This is a genomic window from Phycicoccus sp. Soil803 (assembly GCF_001429685.1).
In the GTDB taxonomy this organism is placed as follows: Bacteria; Actinomycetota; Actinomycetes; order Actinomycetales; family Dermatophilaceae; genus Pedococcus.
On the sequence record NZ_LMST01000001.1, the window covers coordinates 1,790,748 to 1,807,211 of the forward strand.

General features: G+C 72.5%; 15 protein-coding genes. 12 read left to right on the forward strand and 3 right to left on the reverse strand.

What is annotated here, in order from left to right:
* Positions 1-39 precede the first annotated feature (39 nt).
* A complete protein-coding gene (locus ASG95_RS08200) occupies positions 40-702 on the forward strand; it encodes an ion channel (protein WP_057377150.1) in 663 nt (220 codons plus the stop codon).
* Between the two features lie 6 nt (positions 703-708).
* Here ASG95_RS08200 and ASG95_RS08205 read toward each other — a convergent pair whose 3' ends face one another.
* Entirely contained in the window at positions 709-1,908 is a 1,200-nt protein-coding gene (locus ASG95_RS08205; protein WP_057377151.1) for a dipeptidase, read from the reverse strand.
* A gap of 32 nt (positions 1,909-1,940) precedes the next feature.
* Here ASG95_RS08205 and rimO point away from each other — a divergent pair, with 32 nt between their 5' ends.
* From rimO to ASG95_RS08225, 4 genes are all read left to right on the forward strand, one after another.
* Positions 1,941-3,467, forward strand: coding sequence for a 30S ribosomal protein S12 methylthiotransferase RimO (rimO, locus tag ASG95_RS08210; RefSeq protein ID WP_057377152.1), 1,527 nt, complete (start codon positions 1,941-1,943; stop codon positions 3,465-3,467).
* A complete protein-coding gene (locus ASG95_RS08215; protein WP_057377153.1) occupies positions 3,461-4,126 on the forward strand; it encodes a CDP-alcohol phosphatidyltransferase family protein in 666 nt (221 codons plus the stop codon). The genes rimO and ASG95_RS08215 overlap by 7 nt, the downstream gene beginning before the upstream one ends.
* Positions 4,123-4,632, forward strand: a complete 510-nt coding sequence (locus ASG95_RS08220) for a CinA family protein (protein WP_057377154.1) — start codon at positions 4,123-4,125, stop codon at positions 4,630-4,632. The genes ASG95_RS08215 and ASG95_RS08220 overlap by 4 nt, the downstream gene beginning before the upstream one ends.
* Positions 4,633-4,768: 136 nt before the next feature.
* Positions 4,769-5,068: a helix-turn-helix domain-containing protein gene (locus ASG95_RS08225; protein ID WP_056923552.1), complete on the forward strand. Its 300-nt coding sequence runs from the start codon at positions 4,769-4,771 to the stop codon at positions 5,066-5,068.
* 16 nt (positions 5,069-5,084) lie between these two features.
* Here ASG95_RS08225 and ASG95_RS08230 read toward each other — a convergent pair whose 3' ends face one another.
* Together ASG95_RS08230 and ASG95_RS08235 are read right to left on the reverse strand one after the other, a co-directional pair.
* Positions 5,085-5,951 carry an Fpg/Nei family DNA glycosylase gene (locus tag ASG95_RS08230; protein WP_057377155.1) on the reverse strand — a complete coding sequence of 289 codons (867 nt, stop codon included), beginning with the start codon at positions 5,949-5,951 and terminating at the stop codon, positions 5,085-5,087.
* Positions 5,952-5,981: 30 nt separating this feature from the next.
* Complete coding sequence (locus ASG95_RS08235; RefSeq protein ID WP_057377156.1) at positions 5,982-10,727, reverse strand: ATP-dependent helicase; 4,746 nt, start codon at positions 10,725-10,727, stop codon at positions 5,982-5,984.
* A gap of 71 nt (positions 10,728-10,798) precedes the next feature.
* Between ASG95_RS08235 and ASG95_RS08240 the strand changes: the two genes are divergently transcribed.
* From ASG95_RS08240 to recA, 7 genes are all read left to right on the forward strand, one after another.
* Entirely contained in the window at positions 10,799-11,020 is a 222-nt protein-coding gene (locus tag ASG95_RS08240) for a DUF3046 domain-containing protein (protein ID WP_056923549.1), read from the forward strand.
* A complete protein-coding gene (locus ASG95_RS08245; RefSeq protein ID WP_082592438.1) occupies positions 11,017-12,039 on the forward strand; it encodes a nitronate monooxygenase in 1,023 nt (340 codons plus the stop codon). Before ASG95_RS08240 ends, ASG95_RS08245 begins: the two co-directional genes overlap by 4 nt.
* A gap of 35 nt (positions 12,040-12,074) precedes the next feature.
* On the forward strand, positions 12,075-13,016 hold the full coding sequence (locus tag ASG95_RS08250; RefSeq protein ID WP_200961891.1) for an ABC transporter ATP-binding protein: 942 nt from the start codon (positions 12,075-12,077) through the stop codon (positions 13,014-13,016).
* A 5-nt stretch (positions 13,017-13,021) separates the two neighbouring features.
* On the forward strand, positions 13,022-13,876 hold the full coding sequence (locus ASG95_RS08255; protein ID WP_162259379.1) for an ABC transporter permease: 855 nt from the start codon (positions 13,022-13,024) through the stop codon (positions 13,874-13,876).
* The gene (locus ASG95_RS08260) at positions 13,873-14,688 is read left to right on the forward strand and encodes an ABC transporter permease (RefSeq protein WP_235543621.1); all 816 of its coding nucleotides are present in this window, start codon (positions 13,873-13,875) and stop codon (positions 14,686-14,688) included. The genes ASG95_RS08255 and ASG95_RS08260 overlap by 4 nt, the downstream gene beginning before the upstream one ends.
* The gene (locus tag ASG95_RS08265) at positions 14,685-15,152 is read left to right on the forward strand and encodes a GNAT family N-acetyltransferase (RefSeq protein ID WP_057377159.1); all 468 of its coding nucleotides are present in this window, start codon (positions 14,685-14,687) and stop codon (positions 15,150-15,152) included. Before ASG95_RS08260 ends, ASG95_RS08265 begins: the two co-directional genes overlap by 4 nt.
* A 221-nt stretch (positions 15,153-15,373) precedes the next feature.
* Complete coding sequence (recA, locus tag ASG95_RS08270; RefSeq protein ID WP_056923798.1) at positions 15,374-16,438, forward strand: recombinase RecA; 1,065 nt, start codon at positions 15,374-15,376, stop codon at positions 16,436-16,438.
* Positions 16,439-16,464: the final 26 nt, after the last annotated feature.

Consider the following 16,464-nt stretch of genomic DNA (forward strand, 5'->3'; position numbering starts at 1 on the left):
CGAGCCGTCCCGGTGGCGGCCACCCCTAGGGTGGGCGCCATGCGTGAATGGTTCGGTGCCGTCAAGGGACACCCGAGCGGGGTGCTGCTCGCAGCCCAGCTGCTCGAGGTGCTCGCCTACCCGTTCGCGGGTGACACCCCGCTGGGGCGCACCCTCATCGGGGTGTTCGGCGTCTTCGTGCTGTCGATCGCCGTGTATGCCGTGCGCGCCACCCCAGCGCTGACCTGGGTGGCGGTCGTGCTCGGGATCCCGGTCGTCGCCCTCACCATCGCCGAGGGGTTCGCCCCCACGAACCAGCAGGTCGTCTTCTGGTCCGCCCTGCTGCACGCGGCTTTCTACGGCTACACGGGCTACGGGCTGATCCGCTACCTCTTCGACGACTCGTGGGTCACCCGCGACGAGATCTTCGCGGTGGGCGCCAACTTCACGGTGGTCTCGTGGATGTTCGCGCACCTCTTCATGGCCGTGCAGGTGGTCTACCCCGGGTCGTTCACCGCCTACCAGGGGGAGGGCCACCGGACCTTCCTCGAGCTGCTCTACCTGTCGTTCGCCAACCTCACGAGCGTCGGGCTGTCCGACGTCACGGCGGTGCTGCCGCTGGCCCGGTCGGTCGTCATCATCGAGCAGGTGGCCGGCGTCATGTACGTCGCGCTGATCATCGCGCGCGTGGTCGGCTTGACGATCACCCGCTGGCGCAACTGATCCCCGCTACCCCTGGGCGCGGTCGAGCTCGGCGATCGTGGCGAGGCTCGGGCCCCGCTGCTCCTGCAGCGCCCTGGCGCCCGCCTCGGCGTCACGCAGGACCCGCACGATGTTGCCGCTGGTGAGCTTGCCGAGGTCGTCGTCGGACCAGCCCCGGTCGGCCAGTGCGGCGAGCAGCCGGGGGTAGCCGGTGACGTCCTCGAGGCCCTCGGGCAGGGTGCCGACGCCGTCGTAGTCGCCACCGAGCCCGACGTGGTCGACCCCGGCCACCTCGCGGACGTGCTCGACGTGCCGGACGACATCGGCCAGCGTGGCCGTCGGCGTCGGGTGCGCGGCCGCGTAGTCGTCGTAGAACGCGGTGTAGGCCGCGTCCGCCGGCGTGATGCCCTCCCCGGCCGCGTGGTCGTTCAGCTCCTGCCGCCACGCGGCGGCCTGCGGGCTCACGAAGGTCGGCACGAACGTGACCATGCAGACCCCGTTGTTGTCGCGCAACGACTCCAGCACGTCGTCGGGCGCGTTGCGCGGGCTGTCACAGACCGCCCGCGCCGAGGAGTGGCTGAAGATCGCCGGCACCTCCGCGACCCGCAGGGCATCCCGCATGGTGTCGGCCGACACGTGGCTGAGGTCGACGAGCATGCCGATCCGGTTCATCTCCCGCACCACCTCGACGCCGAACGCCGACAGGCCGCCGTGGACCGGCTCGTCGGTGGCGGAGTCGGCCCAGGCGACGTTGCTGTTGTGGGTCAGCGTCAGGTACCGCACGCCGAGGACGTGCAGCATCCGCAGCGTCGCGAGCGAGCTGTTGATCGAGTGGCCGCCCTCGGCGCCGAGCAGTGAGGCGATCCGTCCGGACTCCCACGCCGCCTCGATGTCGTCGGCGGTCCGCGCGAAAGCCAGCTGACCGGCATACCTCGCCACCATCTGGTGGCCCGCGTCGATCTGCTCCAGGGTGGCGCTCACCGCGTCGTCACCGCTCAGGGAGGCCGGCACGAAGACAGACCAGAACTGTCCGCCGACCCCGCCCTCGCGCAGGCGGGGGAGATCGGTGTGGGTCGGGGTGCCGCCGGCCTCGATGTCGAGCCGGTCGAAGTCGTACCCGACCTTCTCGCGCGCCTCCCACAGGAGGTCGTTGTGGCCGTCCACCACAGGGTGACGGGCGAGGAGGGCGCTGATCCGGGCACTGGTCGCATCGGCTGTGGCGGTCATGACGCCACGCTACCCACCCGTAGAGTGGGCCCATGGTTTCGACGGCACAGGGCACCCCGACAGCGCAGCGCAGCGTCGCCCTGGTGACCCTCGGATGCACCCGCAACGAGGTCGACTCCGAGGAGCTCGCCGGCCGGCTGGCGGCCGAGGGGTGGCTCCTGGTCGACGACGCCGACGACGCGGACGTCGCGGTGGTCAACACCTGCGGGTTCGTCGAGCAGGCGAAGAAGGACTCGATCGACGTGCTCCTCGAGGCCTCCGCCCGCAAGGGCCACGCCAGGACGCAGAAGGTCGTGGCCGTCGGGTGCCTGGCCGAGCGGTACGGGCAGCAGCTCGCCGACGAGCTCCCCGAGGCCGACGCGGTGCTGGGCTTCGACTCCTACGTCGACATGTCCACCCACCTGCGGGCCATCCTCGACGGGCACGCCCCCGCCTCGCACGTGCCGTCCGACCGTCGCCAGCTGCTCCCGTTGTCACCGGTGCAGCGCCAGGACGGCTCGGCCGGCGTGGCCCTCCCGGGCCACGGCAACACCGCCGACCCCACATCGCCCGAGCAGCCCTCGGCGGAGCCCGTCGACGTCACGATCGACGGCCCGGTCCCGGCCTCCGGCCCGCGCGTCATCCGGGCCCGGCTCGACGGACGCCCCTGGGCGCCGCTGAAGATCGCCAGCGGCTGCGACCGCAGGTGCGCGTTCTGCGCCATCCCGATGTTCCGCGGCGCCTTCGTCTCGCGCCGGCCGCACGACATCATCGCCGAGGCCCGCTGGCTGGGGGAGCGCGGAGTCAAGGAGCTCTTCCTCGTCAGCGAGAACTCCACGTCCTACGGCAAGGACCTCGGTGACCTCGGGTTGCTCGAGAAGATCCTGCCCGACCTCGCCGCAGTCCCCGGGATCGAGCGGGTCCGCGTCAGCTACCTGCAGCCGGCCGAGATCCGCCCCGGGCTGCTCGACGCCATGGCGTCCGTGCCCGGTGTCGTCCCCTACTTCGACATCTCCTTCCAGCACGCCTCCGCTCCGCTGCTGCGCTCGATGCGAAGGTTCGGCGGACGCGAGGCGTTCCTCGGGCTGCTCGACGAGGTCCGCGCCCGAGTCCCGCTGGCCGGCATCCGCAGCAACGTCATCGTCGGCTTCCCCGGGGAGACCGAGGCCGACCTGGCCGAGCTCGAGGCGTTCCTCGTGGCGGCCCGCCTCGACGTGGTGGGTGTCTTCGGCTACTCCGACGAGGACGGCACCGAGGCGGAGTCCTACGGCGACAAGCTGCCCGAAGACGTGGTGGCAGAACGCGTTTCGCGCTTCACCGCCCTGATCGAGGAGCTCAACCTCCAGCGCGCGGAGGAGCGGATCGGGGAGCACGTGGACGTGCTCGTCGAGTCCGTGCCGAGCGACGGGGCGGACGACGACGAGACCTCGGTGGTCGGCCGAGCCGCCCACCAGGGGCCCGACGTCGACGGGGTCACCCTGCTCGACCCGGCCGAGTTCCCCGACGTCGCCGTGGGCGACATCGTGCGTGCGGTGGTCACCGGCACCGAGGGGATCGACCTGCTGGCCGCGCCATGCTGAGCGAGTCCGCCCCGGCTCCGGACCCGGCCGCCGCCCCCGTGGCGGTGCCGCCGCCGAGCTCCTGGAACATCGCCAACGCCCTCACCGTGACCCGGATCCTGCTCGTCCCGGTCTACGCCTGGCTGTTGCTCTTCGACGGGGGAGACCGGCCGGGCATGCGCTGGGCCGCAGCGGGTGTCTTCGTCGTGGCCACCCTCACCGACCGCATCGACGGTGACATCGCCCGGCGTCGGGGGCTGATCACCAACTTCGGCAAGATCGCCGACCCCATCGCCGACAAGACGCTGATGGGCATGGCGTTCGTGGGGTTGTCGATCCTCGGCGAGCTCCCGTGGTGGGTCACGCTCCTCGTGCTCGTGCGCGAGTGGGGCGTCACGGTGCTGCGGTTCTTCGTCATCCGGCACGGGGTGATGCCGGCCGGTCGTGGCGGGAAGGTCAAGACCACCCTGCAGTTCTTCGGCCTGCTGCTCTTCACGCTGCCGCTGGCGTCGTTCTCGGGCGCCGACACCTGGACGACGGTGGCCGACGTCATCGTGGCCCTCGCGGTGACGGTGACCGTCGTGACCGGACTGGACATCGCGGTCAAGGCCCTGCGGCTGCGCCAGACCAGCGAGCGCTCGGCGATGAAGCGAGCCCGCCGCGCGGCCCGGCAGGGATGACGACGACACCGTCGCAGGTGGTGGCCGCACTGGTCGGGGCGGGACGGACCGTGGCCACCGCGGAGTCCCTCACCGGCGGCCTGGTCTGCGCGGCGCTGACCGACGTGCCCGGCGCCTCGGCGGTGGTCAGGGGGGCCGTGGTCGCCTACGCGACCGAGCTGAAGGCGCAGGTGCTCGGGGTCGACCCCGACCTGCTCGCCACCGGCGGCGCGGTCCAGGCCGAGGTGGCGCGCCAGATGGCGACCGGGGTATGCCGCGTCCTCGGCGCCCAGGTCGGCGTCGCCACCACCGGTGTCGCCGGTCCGGATCCGCAGGACGGCCACCCGGTGGGGACGGTGTTCGTCGCGGTCGCCGCGGAGGGTCGCGTCCAGGTCCGCGAGCTGTCGCTGGCCGGCGATCGCGCGACCATCAGGGCCGGCACCGTCGAGGCCGCCCTCGACCTGGTCGCCGAGATCGTGGCGGATGGGGTGAATGGGACGGAAGATTCTCGGCCCGTGGACGGTTGACCTCCTCGTACCGCGTGTTCTGCGAATCCTGCGCGCGAAGCGTCAGGGCCTCGGGGTAACGTTGGTGCCCACGGTCCGCACCATCGCCGTGGCCACGCCATGAGAAGTACCAGGCTCGAGCAGTGAAGGAGGCGTCATGATTCTGCTTCGTCGTGAACTTGGTGACGTGCTCCGTGAGCAACGCCAGACCCAGGGGCGCACCCTGCGCGAGGTGTCCGCCGCCGCCTCCGTCTCGCTCGGCTACCTCAGTGAGGTCGAGCGTGGCGAGAAGGAAGCCTCCTCCGAGCTGCTGGCCTCGATCTGCGGGGCGCTGCACCTGCCGTTGTCCGAGGTGCTCGGGCAGGTCTCCGAGCGGGTTGCCGAGACCGAGGCGCTCACCGCGCCCGTCTCACTGCCGCTGCCCGCATCGGCCATGGTCTCCGCCTCGGCCGCCTGACCTCCGCCGCGGTCCGTCAGGCCCGGCGGTAGGGCGTCGCTCGTCCTGCGGTCGACCCGAGCGGTCGCTGCGGCCGGCCGTCGTCGGTGGGCCCCAGCCCGTGCTGGCAGCCGGGACAGTAGAACATCGTCCGCTCCCGTCCGGCCGGCCCGATCATCGCCACCCGGACCGTGGTGCCACACCGGCGACAGGGGCGACCCGACCGGCCGTGCACGTAGTTCTCCTCGCCCTTCCGCCGGTTGCCGGTGCTCGACTGCACGGCGTGGTGGCGGGCCTGGTCGAGCAGGGTCTGCGCCCGGGTGACCAGCCGTTCGAGGTCGGCCTGGTCGAGCTCGGCGGCCGGGGTCCACGGCCCGAGGCGCGACAGGAAGAGCGACTCGGCGGCCCACAGAGTGCCGATCCCGGCCAGGTTGCGCTGGTCGAGCAGGGCCGCCCCGATCGGGTCGGTGGAGGCGCGCAGGTTGGCCACGGCCGCGGTCAGGTCCCAGTCGGGGCCGAGCAGGTCGGGTCCGAGGTGCCCGACGAGGGTGGCTTCGGCGCTGGTCGGCACGGCCTCGAGCAGGCCGAGGCGCAGCCCGAGCGCGCTCCACGACGTGCTGCCTACCGCCGCGCGCAGGTCGTCGCGACGCAGCCACCGGGGCGTGTCGGCCGGCGCCTCGACCCGCCACTGTCCCTCCATCTTCAGGTGCGAGTGCAGTGTGATGCCGTTGTCGAACCGGTGGAGCAGGTGCTTCCCGCGGCTGACCACCTCGAGCGTGCTCGCCCCGCGCAGGTCGAGCGTGGCCAGGCTGGGGAAGCGCAGGTCGCAGAGGACGACCTCGGCTCCGGCGAGTGCCTGGTGGAGCCGATGGGCGGTGCGCCAGACCGTGTCGCCCTCAGGCACGGCAGCCCATACCTCCGGGCTTCGGCGTGGTCATCGCCGCAGCCGCAACCCGCGGGGGGTCGCGTGGAACCCCGCATGGGCCAGCGCCGACGCGAGCGGGTGGTCTGACCCGAGGACCGAGCCCCCGTCTGCCTTCTCCACGGTGAGTCGTCCGAGGGCGCCCTCGCGGACCGCCAGGGCCAGGGCGTCGGCGGCCCCCTGGAGGGACTGGACGTCGTCGGTCCAGGACAGCAGCGTCTTGCCGCCGCGCTCGACGTAGAGGACGAGCTCACCGTCGACGAGCACGACGAGGGCCCCGGCCTTGCGCGCCGGCTGGTGACCACGCTTGCCGGAGCTCTTGCCGGTGTCCTTGCCGGTGCCCTGGGCGTCGTCGTCTGCGCCCTCGGGCCCGATCGCGCGGTCCGGCCACGGGAGCGCGGCGCCGTAGGCGTTGGCCGGGTCGGTCGCGGCCAGGACCATGGCGGGGACGCTCCGGTTGGCTTCGTCACCGACCGGTCGGGCACCGGCCCGGAGCCGGTCGACGGCGCCGGTGGTGGAGAACTGCGAGGCCCCGAGCGACTCGACGAAGTAGCCGCGTCGCACCCGCCCGGACTCCTCGGCAGCGGCCAGCACGCGGTAGACCCCGGCGAACCCGCCGGGCACCTCCTCGGCCACGACCGAGCCACGGGTGACCACGCCGTAGCGGTCGAGCAGCACCTCTGCCGTCGCGTAGGCGCGGACGGTGGCGTCCGCCTCCCCCTCGGGGAGCAGCGACCAGCGCCCGGCGCCGGCCGCCGGGCCGGTCCGGGTCGGCAGGGCGGGCCGTCCGAGCCCGCGCTGGCCGGACAGCGCGCCCAGTGAGCCGCGCCGACCGGCATACCGCGTCGTGCGCGGACCCGAGCGGCTGCGCTTGTGGGTGGTGCGGCCCCCCGAGAGGAGCGCGCGCAGCGGGGTGAGGGTGTCGTTGGTGACCCGACCGTCCCAGGTGAGCGCCCAGAGGTCGGCGAGGAGCTGCTCGTCGTCGGTGCTGCCCACGGCGTCGGCCAGGGTGCGGAAGAAGTACGCGCCGCCGCCGGCGAGGGCATCGACCACGGCCTGCTCGGTCTCGCTGGGCGCCCGGTCGGTCAGCGGCGCCAGCGTCAGGTGGGCGGTGTCGGCGAGGTGCAGTGACACCCAGCCGTCGTCGCCGGGCAGTGAACCGTGGCCGCGCCACAGCACCTCTCCGCTGCTGGTGAGGTCGTCGAGCAGGGCCGGGGAGTAGTCGACGACCCGCGAGGGCAGGACGAGGCTCTCGAGCGCGCTGGCCGGCAGCACCGCTCCAGCGAGCTGCTCGATCGCGCGCACCAGCCCCTCGCGACCACGCAGCCCCCCGCCGACGGACTGCCACTGGGGGAGGAACCGCGCGAGCTCGACGGCAGGGACCGGCTCCACCTCGGCCCGGAGGGCGGCCAGCGAACGCCGTCGCAACAGCCGCAGGACCTCGGCGTCGCAGTAGTCGAGGCCGTGGATGCCCCCGCCGTTCTCGGTCGGGAGCAGCTCGCCTTCCACCACCCGGCCGGACGAGACCAACCGCCGCAGGGCGTCGAGGGCCACAGCCGGGCCCACGCCCCACCACGCCGCGACCGACGCGGCGGGGAAGGGGCCGTGGGTGCGGGCGTAGCGCCGGACGAGGTCGCCGAGGGGGTCGGGCACCGACTCCATGAAGGTCTGCGGGATGCCGACCGGCAGCGAGCAGCCGAGGGCGTCGCGCAGCCGCCCGGCGTCCTCGATCGCCGCCCAGCGCTCCTGACCCGCGACCCGCACCCGGATGACCCTGCGGGCGCCCTCGAGCTCGACCAGCCAGCCCCCGATCTCCTGGTGGGTCAGGTCGTCCTTGGAGCGCGCCCGGATCGCGTCGAGGGGCAGCGGACCCAGCACCCGCAGCAGGTCGGCGACGTCCTCGGCATCGCGACAGGCGCGTTCGGGCACGAGCCGCTGGAGCTCGGACTCGGTGCGGGTCACCTCGGCCGGGTCGAGCAGGTCACGCAGCGAGAGCCCCTCACCGCGGCCGAGCAGCTCGGCCAGCAGGGTCGGGTCGAGGGCGAGTGCGGCGGCGCGCTTCTCGGCGAGCGGCGAGTCGCCCTCGTAGAGGAACTGCGCCACGTAGCCGAACATCAGCGACCGGGCGAACGGCGAGGGTTGGCTCGACTCGACATCGACCAGGGTGACCTCGCGCGACTCGATCGAGCGCATCAACGCCGTCAGACCAGGCACGTCGAACACGTCCTGGACGCACTCGCGCACCGTCTCGAGGACGATCGGGAACGACGCGTACTGGCTGGCCACCTCGAGCAGCTGGGCGGCCCGCTGGCGTTGCTGCCACAGGGGTTGCCGACGGTCGGGACGGCGGCGGGGGAGCAGCAGGGCTCGCGACGCGCACTCCCGGAACCGGGCCGCGAACAGTGCAGACCCGCCGATCTCGGAGGTGACCAGGTCGTGCACGTCGTCGGCGTCGAGCCGCACCAGCTCGAGCAGCTCGGCGCCCACCCCGCGACCGGAGCCGCCGTCGTCCTCGAACTCGAGGTCGGGCAGCCGGAACACGATGCCGTCGTCGCCGTGCATCGCCTGGACGTCGACGCCGTAGCGCTCTCGCATCCGCGCCGAGACGCACAGCGCCCACGGGGCGTGGACCTGCCCACCGAACGGCGAGTGCACCGCCACCCGCCAGTCGCCGATCTCGTCGCGGAACCGCTCCACGACGATCGTGCGGTCGTCGGGTACGTGCCGGGTGGCCTCCTGCTGCTCCGTGAGGTAGCCGAGCAGGTTGTCGGCGGCCCACTCGTCGAGCCCGGCGGCCTCGACCCGGGCCCGGGCCCGGGCGGGCGACAGCCCCACGACCTCCCGGACGAACGCCCCCACGGCCCGGCCCAGCTCGGCCGGACGGCCCTGCTGGTCGCCCTTCCAGAACGGCAACCGCCCGGGCAGCCCCGGCGCCGGCGTCACCAGGACGCGGTCGTGGGTGATGTCCTCGATCCGCCAGGTCGAGGTCCCGAGGGTGAAGACGTCGCCGACCCGCGACTCGTAGACCATCTCCTCGTCGAGCTCGCCCACGCGCCGGCCGGCGCCCTCGCTGGAGGCAAGGAACACGGCATACAGACCGCGGTCGGGGATGGTGCCACCGGAGGTGACCGCGAGGCGCTGGGCGCCGGGCCGGCCGGTGAGGACCCCGGTGACGCGGTCCCAGACGATCCGCGGGCGCAGCTCGGCGAACTCGTCGCTCGGGTAGCGCCCCGACAGCATGTCGAGCACCGACTCGAGGATCGAGCGCGGCAGGGCGGCGAACGGTGTCGCCTTGCGGACCACGGACTCGAGGTCGTCGACGGTCCACTCGTCGAGGGCGCACATCGCCACGATCTGCTGGGCGAGGACGTCGACGGGGTTGGCCGGCACCCGCAGCGACTCGATGGCGCCGGCCCGCATCCGCTCGACGACGACGGCGGTCTGCACCAGGTCGCCGCGGAACTTCGGGAACAACACGCCCCGGGACACCGCCCCGACCTGGTGGCCGGCCCGGCCGACGCGTTGCAGACCCGATGCGACCGAGGGTGGGGACTCGACCTGGATGACGAGGTCGACGGCGCCCATGTCGATGCCGAGCTCCAGCGAGCTGGTCGCCACCACCGCGGGCAGCCGGCCGGCCTTGAGGTCTTCCTCGATGAGCTGGCGGTGCTCCTTGCTGACCGAGCCGTGGTGCGCGCGGGCCAGCACGGCGGGGGCGCCGGACGACGCGCCGGACTGGGCCATCAGCTGGGCCGGGGTGCGCAGGCCGGCGGGCCGCGGCGCCGAGGGCGGCTCGTCGCCCTGCGCCTCGCGGAGGGTCTCGAGCCGCTCGTCCCAGATCTCGTTGAGCCGGGCGGTGAGGCGCTCGGCGAGGCGGCGCGAGTTGGCGAAGACCAGCGTCGAGCGGTGCGACGACACGAGGTCGACGATCCGCTCCTCGACGTGGGGCCAGATGGAGGCCCGGCGCTCGGCCCCGGACGCAGGCCCGGACAGGTCGCCCTCGATGACCTCACCGAGCGCGGACATGTCGGCGATGGGGACCACGACCTCGAGGTCCCACTCCTTGGTCGACGGTGGTCGGACGATCTCGACGGGGCGCCCACCGGCGAGGTAGCGGGCGACCTCGGACACCGGCTCGACGGTGGCGGAGAGCCCGATCCGCTGCGCGGGCTCGTCGAGCAGGGCGTCGAGCCGCTCGAGGGTGAGCGCGAGGTGGGCGCCGCGCTTGGTGCCGGCGACGGCGTGCACCTCGTCGAGGATGACGGTCTCCACCCCGGCGAGGGCCTCGCGGGCCTGCGAGGTGAGGATGAGGAAGAGCGACTCCGGCGTCGTGATCAGCACATCGGTGGGGGTGCGGGCGAAGGCTCGCCGCTCACCTGCCGGGGTGTCCCCGGACCGCACCGAGACGGTGATGTCGGGTGGCGGCACGCCCAGCCGGGTGGCCGCGTGGCCGATGCCGACCAAGGGTGAGCGCAGGTTGCGCTCGACGTCGACGGCCAGCGCCTTCATGGGAGAGACGTAGAGGACGCGACAGCGCTTGAGCTTCTCGGCCGGGGGCGGCTCGGCCGCCAGCCGGTCGAGCGCCCAGAGGAACGCCGACAACGTCTTGCCCGAACCGGTGGGGGCGACGACCAGGGCGTGCTGTCCGGAGGAGATGGCTTCCCAGGCGCCCGCCTGCGCGGCGGTGGGCGCGGTGAAGGAGCTCCTGAACCACTCCGCGGTGGCGGGGGAGAACCTGTCGAGCACGTCTGCTGCCATGAGGGTGACAGCCTCTCACCCGGCGCCGACACCGGTGCGTCCCGACCTCGGCCCCGGCCTAGACTCCTGCCGTGCGGCTGAGCCACTTCTGGAACCTGATGAACGACGAGTTCGGCGAGACCTACGCCAGCTCGCTCGCCCAGCACCACGTGCTGGGCGTCCTCGGTGACCGCACCGTGGCGCAGGCCCTCGACGCGGGGGAGAGCCCGCGCCGGGTCTGGCTGGCCCTGTGCGACGCCATGGACGTCCCCGAGTCGCGCCGGCTGGGGATCGAGCGACGGCCCGCGCGGTGAGCTCGGTCGACTGGTCGGCCCACCCCCTGGTCCTCGCACCGATGGCCGGCGGCCCGGCGACCGTCGCGCTCGCCGCGGCCGCCGCGGAGGGCGGGGTGTTCCCGTTCCTCGCCGGCGCCTACCTCACCCCGGAGCGGCTGCGCGCCGACGTCGCCGAGCTGCGCGCCGTCACGCCGACTGCCTTCGGCGTCAACGTGTTCGCGCCGTCCCCTGACCTGCCGTCGATGCAGCAGGACGCCCTGGCGTATGCCGCGTCGCTGGCTCCGTGGGCCGCCGCAGCAGGCGTCGAGCTGGGGACGCCCCGGTACGACGACGACTCCTTCGCCGCCAAGGTCGACCTGCTGGTCGAGGCCGCGCCGGCCCTGGTGAGCTTCGCGTTCGGGTGGCCCCCGGCGGACGTCGTGGGCCGGCTGCAGGAGGCGGGCACCGCGGTGTGGGTCACGGTCAACGAGCCGTCCGAGGTCGAGTGGGCCGAGGCGCTCGGGGTCGACGGGCTCGTGGTGCAGGGGTGGGAGGCCGGCGGTCACCGGGGCGGCCCGGTGGACACCGGCGACCCCCAGCTCGAGCTGCTGCCCCTCCTCACGGAGGTGTCCCGGCGCACCGACCTGCCGATCATGGGAGCCGGCGGGGTGATGACCGGGACCGAGGCGGCCGACGTGCTGCGGGCCGGGGCCACCGCGGTCGCCCTCGGCACCGCGTTCCTGGGCTGCCCCGAAGCGGGCACGGCGCCGGTGCACCGGCACGCGCTCACCCACCGCAGCGGCACCACGGTGACCCGCGCGTTCACCGGTCGCAGTGCCCGCGCCCTCACCACGACGTGGACCGAGCTGTTCACGGAGGCCGCCCCCGCGGCATACCCGCACGTCCACCACCTCACCGCCCCGTTGCGGGCGCACGGCAGGGCGACCGGTGAGGCCGAGCTGGTCAACCTCTGGGCGGGCACCGGCCACGCGCGACTGCGCAGCCTGCCCGCGGCTGAGCTGGCTCGCCTGCTGGTCGACGAGCTCGCCCACGCCTGAAAACGGGATGAGCGCCGTCAGTGGTCCTCGGTAGCGTGGCGACAGTGACCGAGGACGAGACCCTGCTGAGCGCCACCGGGCTGACCAAGAGGTTCGGGGACTTCACCGCGGTCGACGGCATCGACTTCGCGGTGCGCAAGGGGGAGTGCTTCGGGTTCCTCGGCCCCAACGGGGCGGGCAAGTCGTCCACGATGAGGATGGTCGGCTGCGTCTCACCGGTGACCAGTGGCGAGCTGAGGCTGTTCGGGCTCGACCCGGCCCGCCACGGCCCCGACATCCGCGCCCGGCTCGGCAGCTGCCCCCAGCGCGACACCCTCGACGAGGAGCTCACCGTCGAGGAGAACCTCTGGGTCTACGGCCGCTACTTCGGCCTGTCCCGCAAGGAGGTCCGCACCCGAGCCGCCGAGCTGCTCGACTTCGCCCAGCTCACCGACCGCGCCCGCGACAAGGTCGAGCCGCTCTCCGGGGGCATGAAGCGACGCCTCACCATCGCCCGGTCGCTGATCAACTCTCCCGAGATCCTGCTGCTCGACGAGCCCACCACCGGGCTCGACCCGCAGGCCCGACATGTGTTGTGGGACAGGCTCTTCCGGCTCAAGCGGTCGGGGGTGACGCTCGTCCTGACCACCCACTACATGGACGAGGCCGAGCAGCTGTGCGACCGGCTCGTCGTGATGGACCACGGGCGGATCGTCGCCGAGGGGTCGCCCAGGTCGCTCATCGACGAGTACTCCACGCGAGAGGTGCTCGAGCTGCGCTTCGACGCCGAGGACCACCAGGACGTCGCGGAGCAGGTCACCGGGATCGGCGAGCGGGTCGAGGTGCTGCCCGACCGGCTGCTCGTCTACGCCGACGACGGTGACCAGGCAGCCGCGGTGGTGCACTCGCGGGGCATCGAGCCGTTGTCGGCACTGGTGCGCCGGGCCACCCTCGAGGACGTGTTCCTGCACCTGACCGGCCGGACGCTGGTCGACTGATGGCCATGGCCACGCCCCTGCCCTCCGACGCAGGCACCGACGCAGGCGCAGGGAGTCGGGCCCGGCCGGGACCCCGGCAGCCCCTGTCGACCGCCGAGCGGATGCTCGCCGTCTTCTCCTACTTCCTGACCGTCTACCGGCGCACCTGGCGGGGCAGCATCATCGGCCGGTTCCTGTCGCCGTTGTTCTTCCTGCTGGCGATGGGCGTCGGGCTGGGGTCGCTGGTCAACGACCGGGTGGGTGGCGTCGACGGGCTGCCCTACCTGCAGTTCGTCGTGCCGGCGATCGTCGCGACCCAGACCATGTGGGTGGCGATGGGGGAGTCGACCTACCAGGTGCTCGGCTACATCAAGTGGAACATGGGCTACCACGCCATGCTCGCGTCACCGATGTCGGTGCGCGACGTGCTGCGCGGCCACTTCCTCGCGGTGGCGGCCCACCTGACCACCGCCACGACGATCTTCATGGGCGTGGCCGCCCTGTTCGGCGGGTTCCGGTCGGTCATGGCGGTCTTCTGCCTGCCGATCGCGATCCTCACCGGCCTGGCGTTCACCACCCCCATCTTCGCGTTCACCGCGCGGCAGGAGGGTGACGACGGCTTCAACATCCTGTTCCGCTGGGTGGTCACGCCGTTGATGCTCTTCTCCGGCACGTTCTTCCCGGTCGAGCAGCTCCCCGGCTGGATGCAGCCGATCGCCTGGGTGACGCCGCTGTGGCACGGGGTCGAGGCCTGCCGCGACGTGGCGACGGCCTCGGTGGCCCTGGGACCGTTCGTCGGTCACGTGGCGGTCCTCGCGGTCTACGTCGCCGTCGGCTGGTGGCTCGCCGAGCGCTCCTTCGCCGCGAGGCTGGTCCCGTGAGCGCCCCGACCACGACCCGGCTCACCACCCTCGTGCCCATGCCGGCCGGGGCCGGTCTCGCGCGGATGCTCGTCGAGCGCAACATCACGTCGTTCCGGCACGGGTGGGTCGCCCTGGTCACCGGGTTCGCCGAGCCGGTGTTCTACCTGTTCTCCCTCGGCATCGGGATCGGGGCGCTCGTGCAGACCGTCACGACCGACTCGGGCGCCGAGGTGTCCTACCCCCAGTTCGTCGCCCCGGCCCTGCTGGCGGCCTCCGCCATGAACGGCGCCGTCTTCGACTCGACCTTCAACGTGTTCTTCAAGCTGCGCTACGCCAAGCTCTACGACGCGGTGCTGGCCACGCCGATGGGTCCGCGCGACATCGCCGTCGGTGAGATCGCCTGGTCGCTGATCCGGGGCGGTCTCTACTCCGCGGCGTTCCTCGTCGTCGCCCTGCTGGCGGGGGCCGTGGGCTCCTGGTGGGCGGTCCTGGCCCTGCCGGCCGCGGTGTTCATCGGTTTCGCGTTCGCCGCGCTCGGCATGTTCGCCACCACGTTCATGAAGTCGTGGGTGCACTTCGACTACATCACCCTCGCGATCCAGCCGATGTTCCTGTTCTCCGCGACGTTCTTCCCGCTCTCCACCTACCCCGAGGCGCTGCGGTGGGTGGTGCGGGTCACGCCGCTCTACCACGGGGTGGCGCTCGAGCGGGCGCTCATGCTCGGGGAGGTCGGCTGGGGCGTGCTGGCCCACGTCGGCTACCTCGTCGTGCTCGGCGCCATCGGGGTGGTGGGCACGGCCCGCCGGCTCGAGAAGCTGCTGCTCTCATGACGTCGTCGACCGGGGACCGGGGCTCGGACCCTGACGTCCGGACGGCCGGGTTCGCCGACCTCGACCCGCTGACCGCCTACCGGCTCTGGGCGCTGCGGTCGGAGGTCTTCGTGGTGGAGCAGGACTGTCCCTACCTCGACCTCGACGGCCGTGACCTCGAACCGCTGACCCGACACCTGTGGATCGAGCAGGACGGCGTGCCGGTGGCGACCCTGCGGCTGCTCGACGACGGCGACGCGCTGCGCATCGGCCGGGTCGCCACGGTGCCGTCGGCGCGCGGCCAGGGGCTCGCCGCGCGCCTCGTGCGGGCCGCCCTGGACCTGGCCGGGGACCGGACCGTGGTGCTCGACGCGCAGTCGCACCTCGTGGACTGGTATGCCGCGTTCGGCTTCGCTCCCAGCGGCCGTGGCTTCCTCGACGACGGCATCCCGCACACGCCGATGCGCCGGTCGGGCCGGGGCTAGCTCGGTCGCGGCGTGTCGCGTGTCGGATGCCGGATTTCGAACAGGTGTTCGGTAGGTTCATCCCCAGGTGGAACTGCCACAGAGCCACCGTCCACAGGTCGTGCGAGCGACCCGGACGGCTGTCGGTGCCGACACCTAGCGTCTGACCCTAAGCAGAGCAGCTGCCCGAGGGTCGAAGGCAGGCGCGCCCGACTCGAAAGAAAGAAGGAATGGTGGCCAAGATGTCTGGAGCGAACTCCGCAACGGTGGACCAGAAGGCAAAGTCCCTCGACAGCGTGATGGGGCAGATCGAGAAGTCGTTCGGCAAGGGCGCGGTCATGCGGCTCGGCGACGACGTCCGACCCCCGATCGACGTGATCCCGACCGGCTCGATCGCCCTCGACGTGGCGCTCGGCATCGGCGGCCTCCCGCGGGGCCGGGTCGTCGAGATCTACGGCCCGGAGTCCTCGGGCAAGACGACCGTGGCACTCCATGCCGTGGCCAGCGCGCAGCGCGCCGGTGGCATCGCGGCGTTCATCGACGCGGAGCACGCCCTCGATCCCGACTACGCCAAGAAGCTGGGCGTCGACACCGACGCCCTGCTGGTCAGCCAGCCCGACACCGGTGAGCAGGCGCTCGAGATCGCCGACATGCTGATCCGGTCCGGCGCCATCGACATCATCGTCATCGACTCGGTGGCCGCGCTCGTGCCGCGCGCCGAGATCGAGGGCGAGATGGGTGACAGCCACGTGGGTCTGCAGGCGCGGCTGATGTCCCAGGCGCTGCGCAAGCTCACCGGTGCGCTCAACACCACCGGCACCACGGCGATCTTCATCAACCAGCTCCGCGAGAAGATCGGCGTCATGTTCGGCTCGCCGGAGACCACCACAGGTGGCAAGGCGCTGAAGTTCTACGCCTCGGTGCGCCTGGACGTGCGTCGCATCGAGACCCTCAAGGACGGCAGCGACCCGGTCGGCAACCGCACCAGGGTCAAGGTCGTCAAGAACAAGGTGGCCCCGCCGTTCAAGCAGGCCGAGTTCGACATCCTCTACGGGCAGGGCATCTCCCGTGAGGGCGGCCTGATCGACATGGGGGTCGAGCAGGGCTTCGTCCGCAAGGCCGGCGCTTGGTACACCTACGAGGGCGACCAGCTCGGGCAGGGCAAGGAGAACGCCCGGCAGTTCCTCAAGGACAACCCCGACCTCGGCAACGAGATCGAGAAGAAGATCAAGGAGAAGCTCGGCATCGGGCCGCAGGTCGACAAGCCCGCGGAGGCAGCGGTGCCCGAGGTCCCGGTCGAGTTCTGAGCCGTACCCACCGATTGACCGACTGA

Excerpts from the sequence above, each read along its gene's own strand:
- ASG95_RS08200 (WP_057377150.1), top strand. The coding sequence starts at position 40 with ATGCGTGAATGGTTCGGTGCCGTCAAGGGACACCCGAGCGGGGTGCTG.
- ASG95_RS08205 (WP_057377151.1), bottom strand. The coding sequence starts at position 1,908 with ATGACCGCCACAGCCGATGCGACCAGTGCCCGGATCAGCGCCCTCCTC.
- rimO (WP_057377152.1), top strand. The coding sequence starts at position 1,941 with ATGGTTTCGACGGCACAGGGCACCCCGACAGCGCAGCGCAGCGTCGCC.
- ASG95_RS08215 (WP_057377153.1), top strand. The coding sequence starts at position 3,461 with ATGCTGAGCGAGTCCGCCCCGGCTCCGGACCCGGCCGCCGCCCCCGTG.
- ASG95_RS08220 (WP_057377154.1), top strand. The coding sequence starts at position 4,123 with ATGACGACGACACCGTCGCAGGTGGTGGCCGCACTGGTCGGGGCGGGA.
- ASG95_RS08225 (WP_056923552.1), top strand. The coding sequence starts at position 4,769 with ATGATTCTGCTTCGTCGTGAACTTGGTGACGTGCTCCGTGAGCAACGC.
- ASG95_RS08235 (WP_057377156.1), bottom strand. The coding sequence starts at position 10,727 with ATGGCAGCAGACGTGCTCGACAGGTTCTCCCCCGCCACCGCGGAGTGG.
- ASG95_RS08255 (WP_162259379.1), top strand. The coding sequence starts at position 13,022 with ATGGCCACGCCCCTGCCCTCCGACGCAGGCACCGACGCAGGCGCAGGG.
- ASG95_RS08265 (WP_057377159.1), top strand. The coding sequence starts at position 14,685 with ATGACGTCGTCGACCGGGGACCGGGGCTCGGACCCTGACGTCCGGACG.
- recA (WP_056923798.1), top strand. The coding sequence starts at position 15,374 with ATGTCTGGAGCGAACTCCGCAACGGTGGACCAGAAGGCAAAGTCCCTC.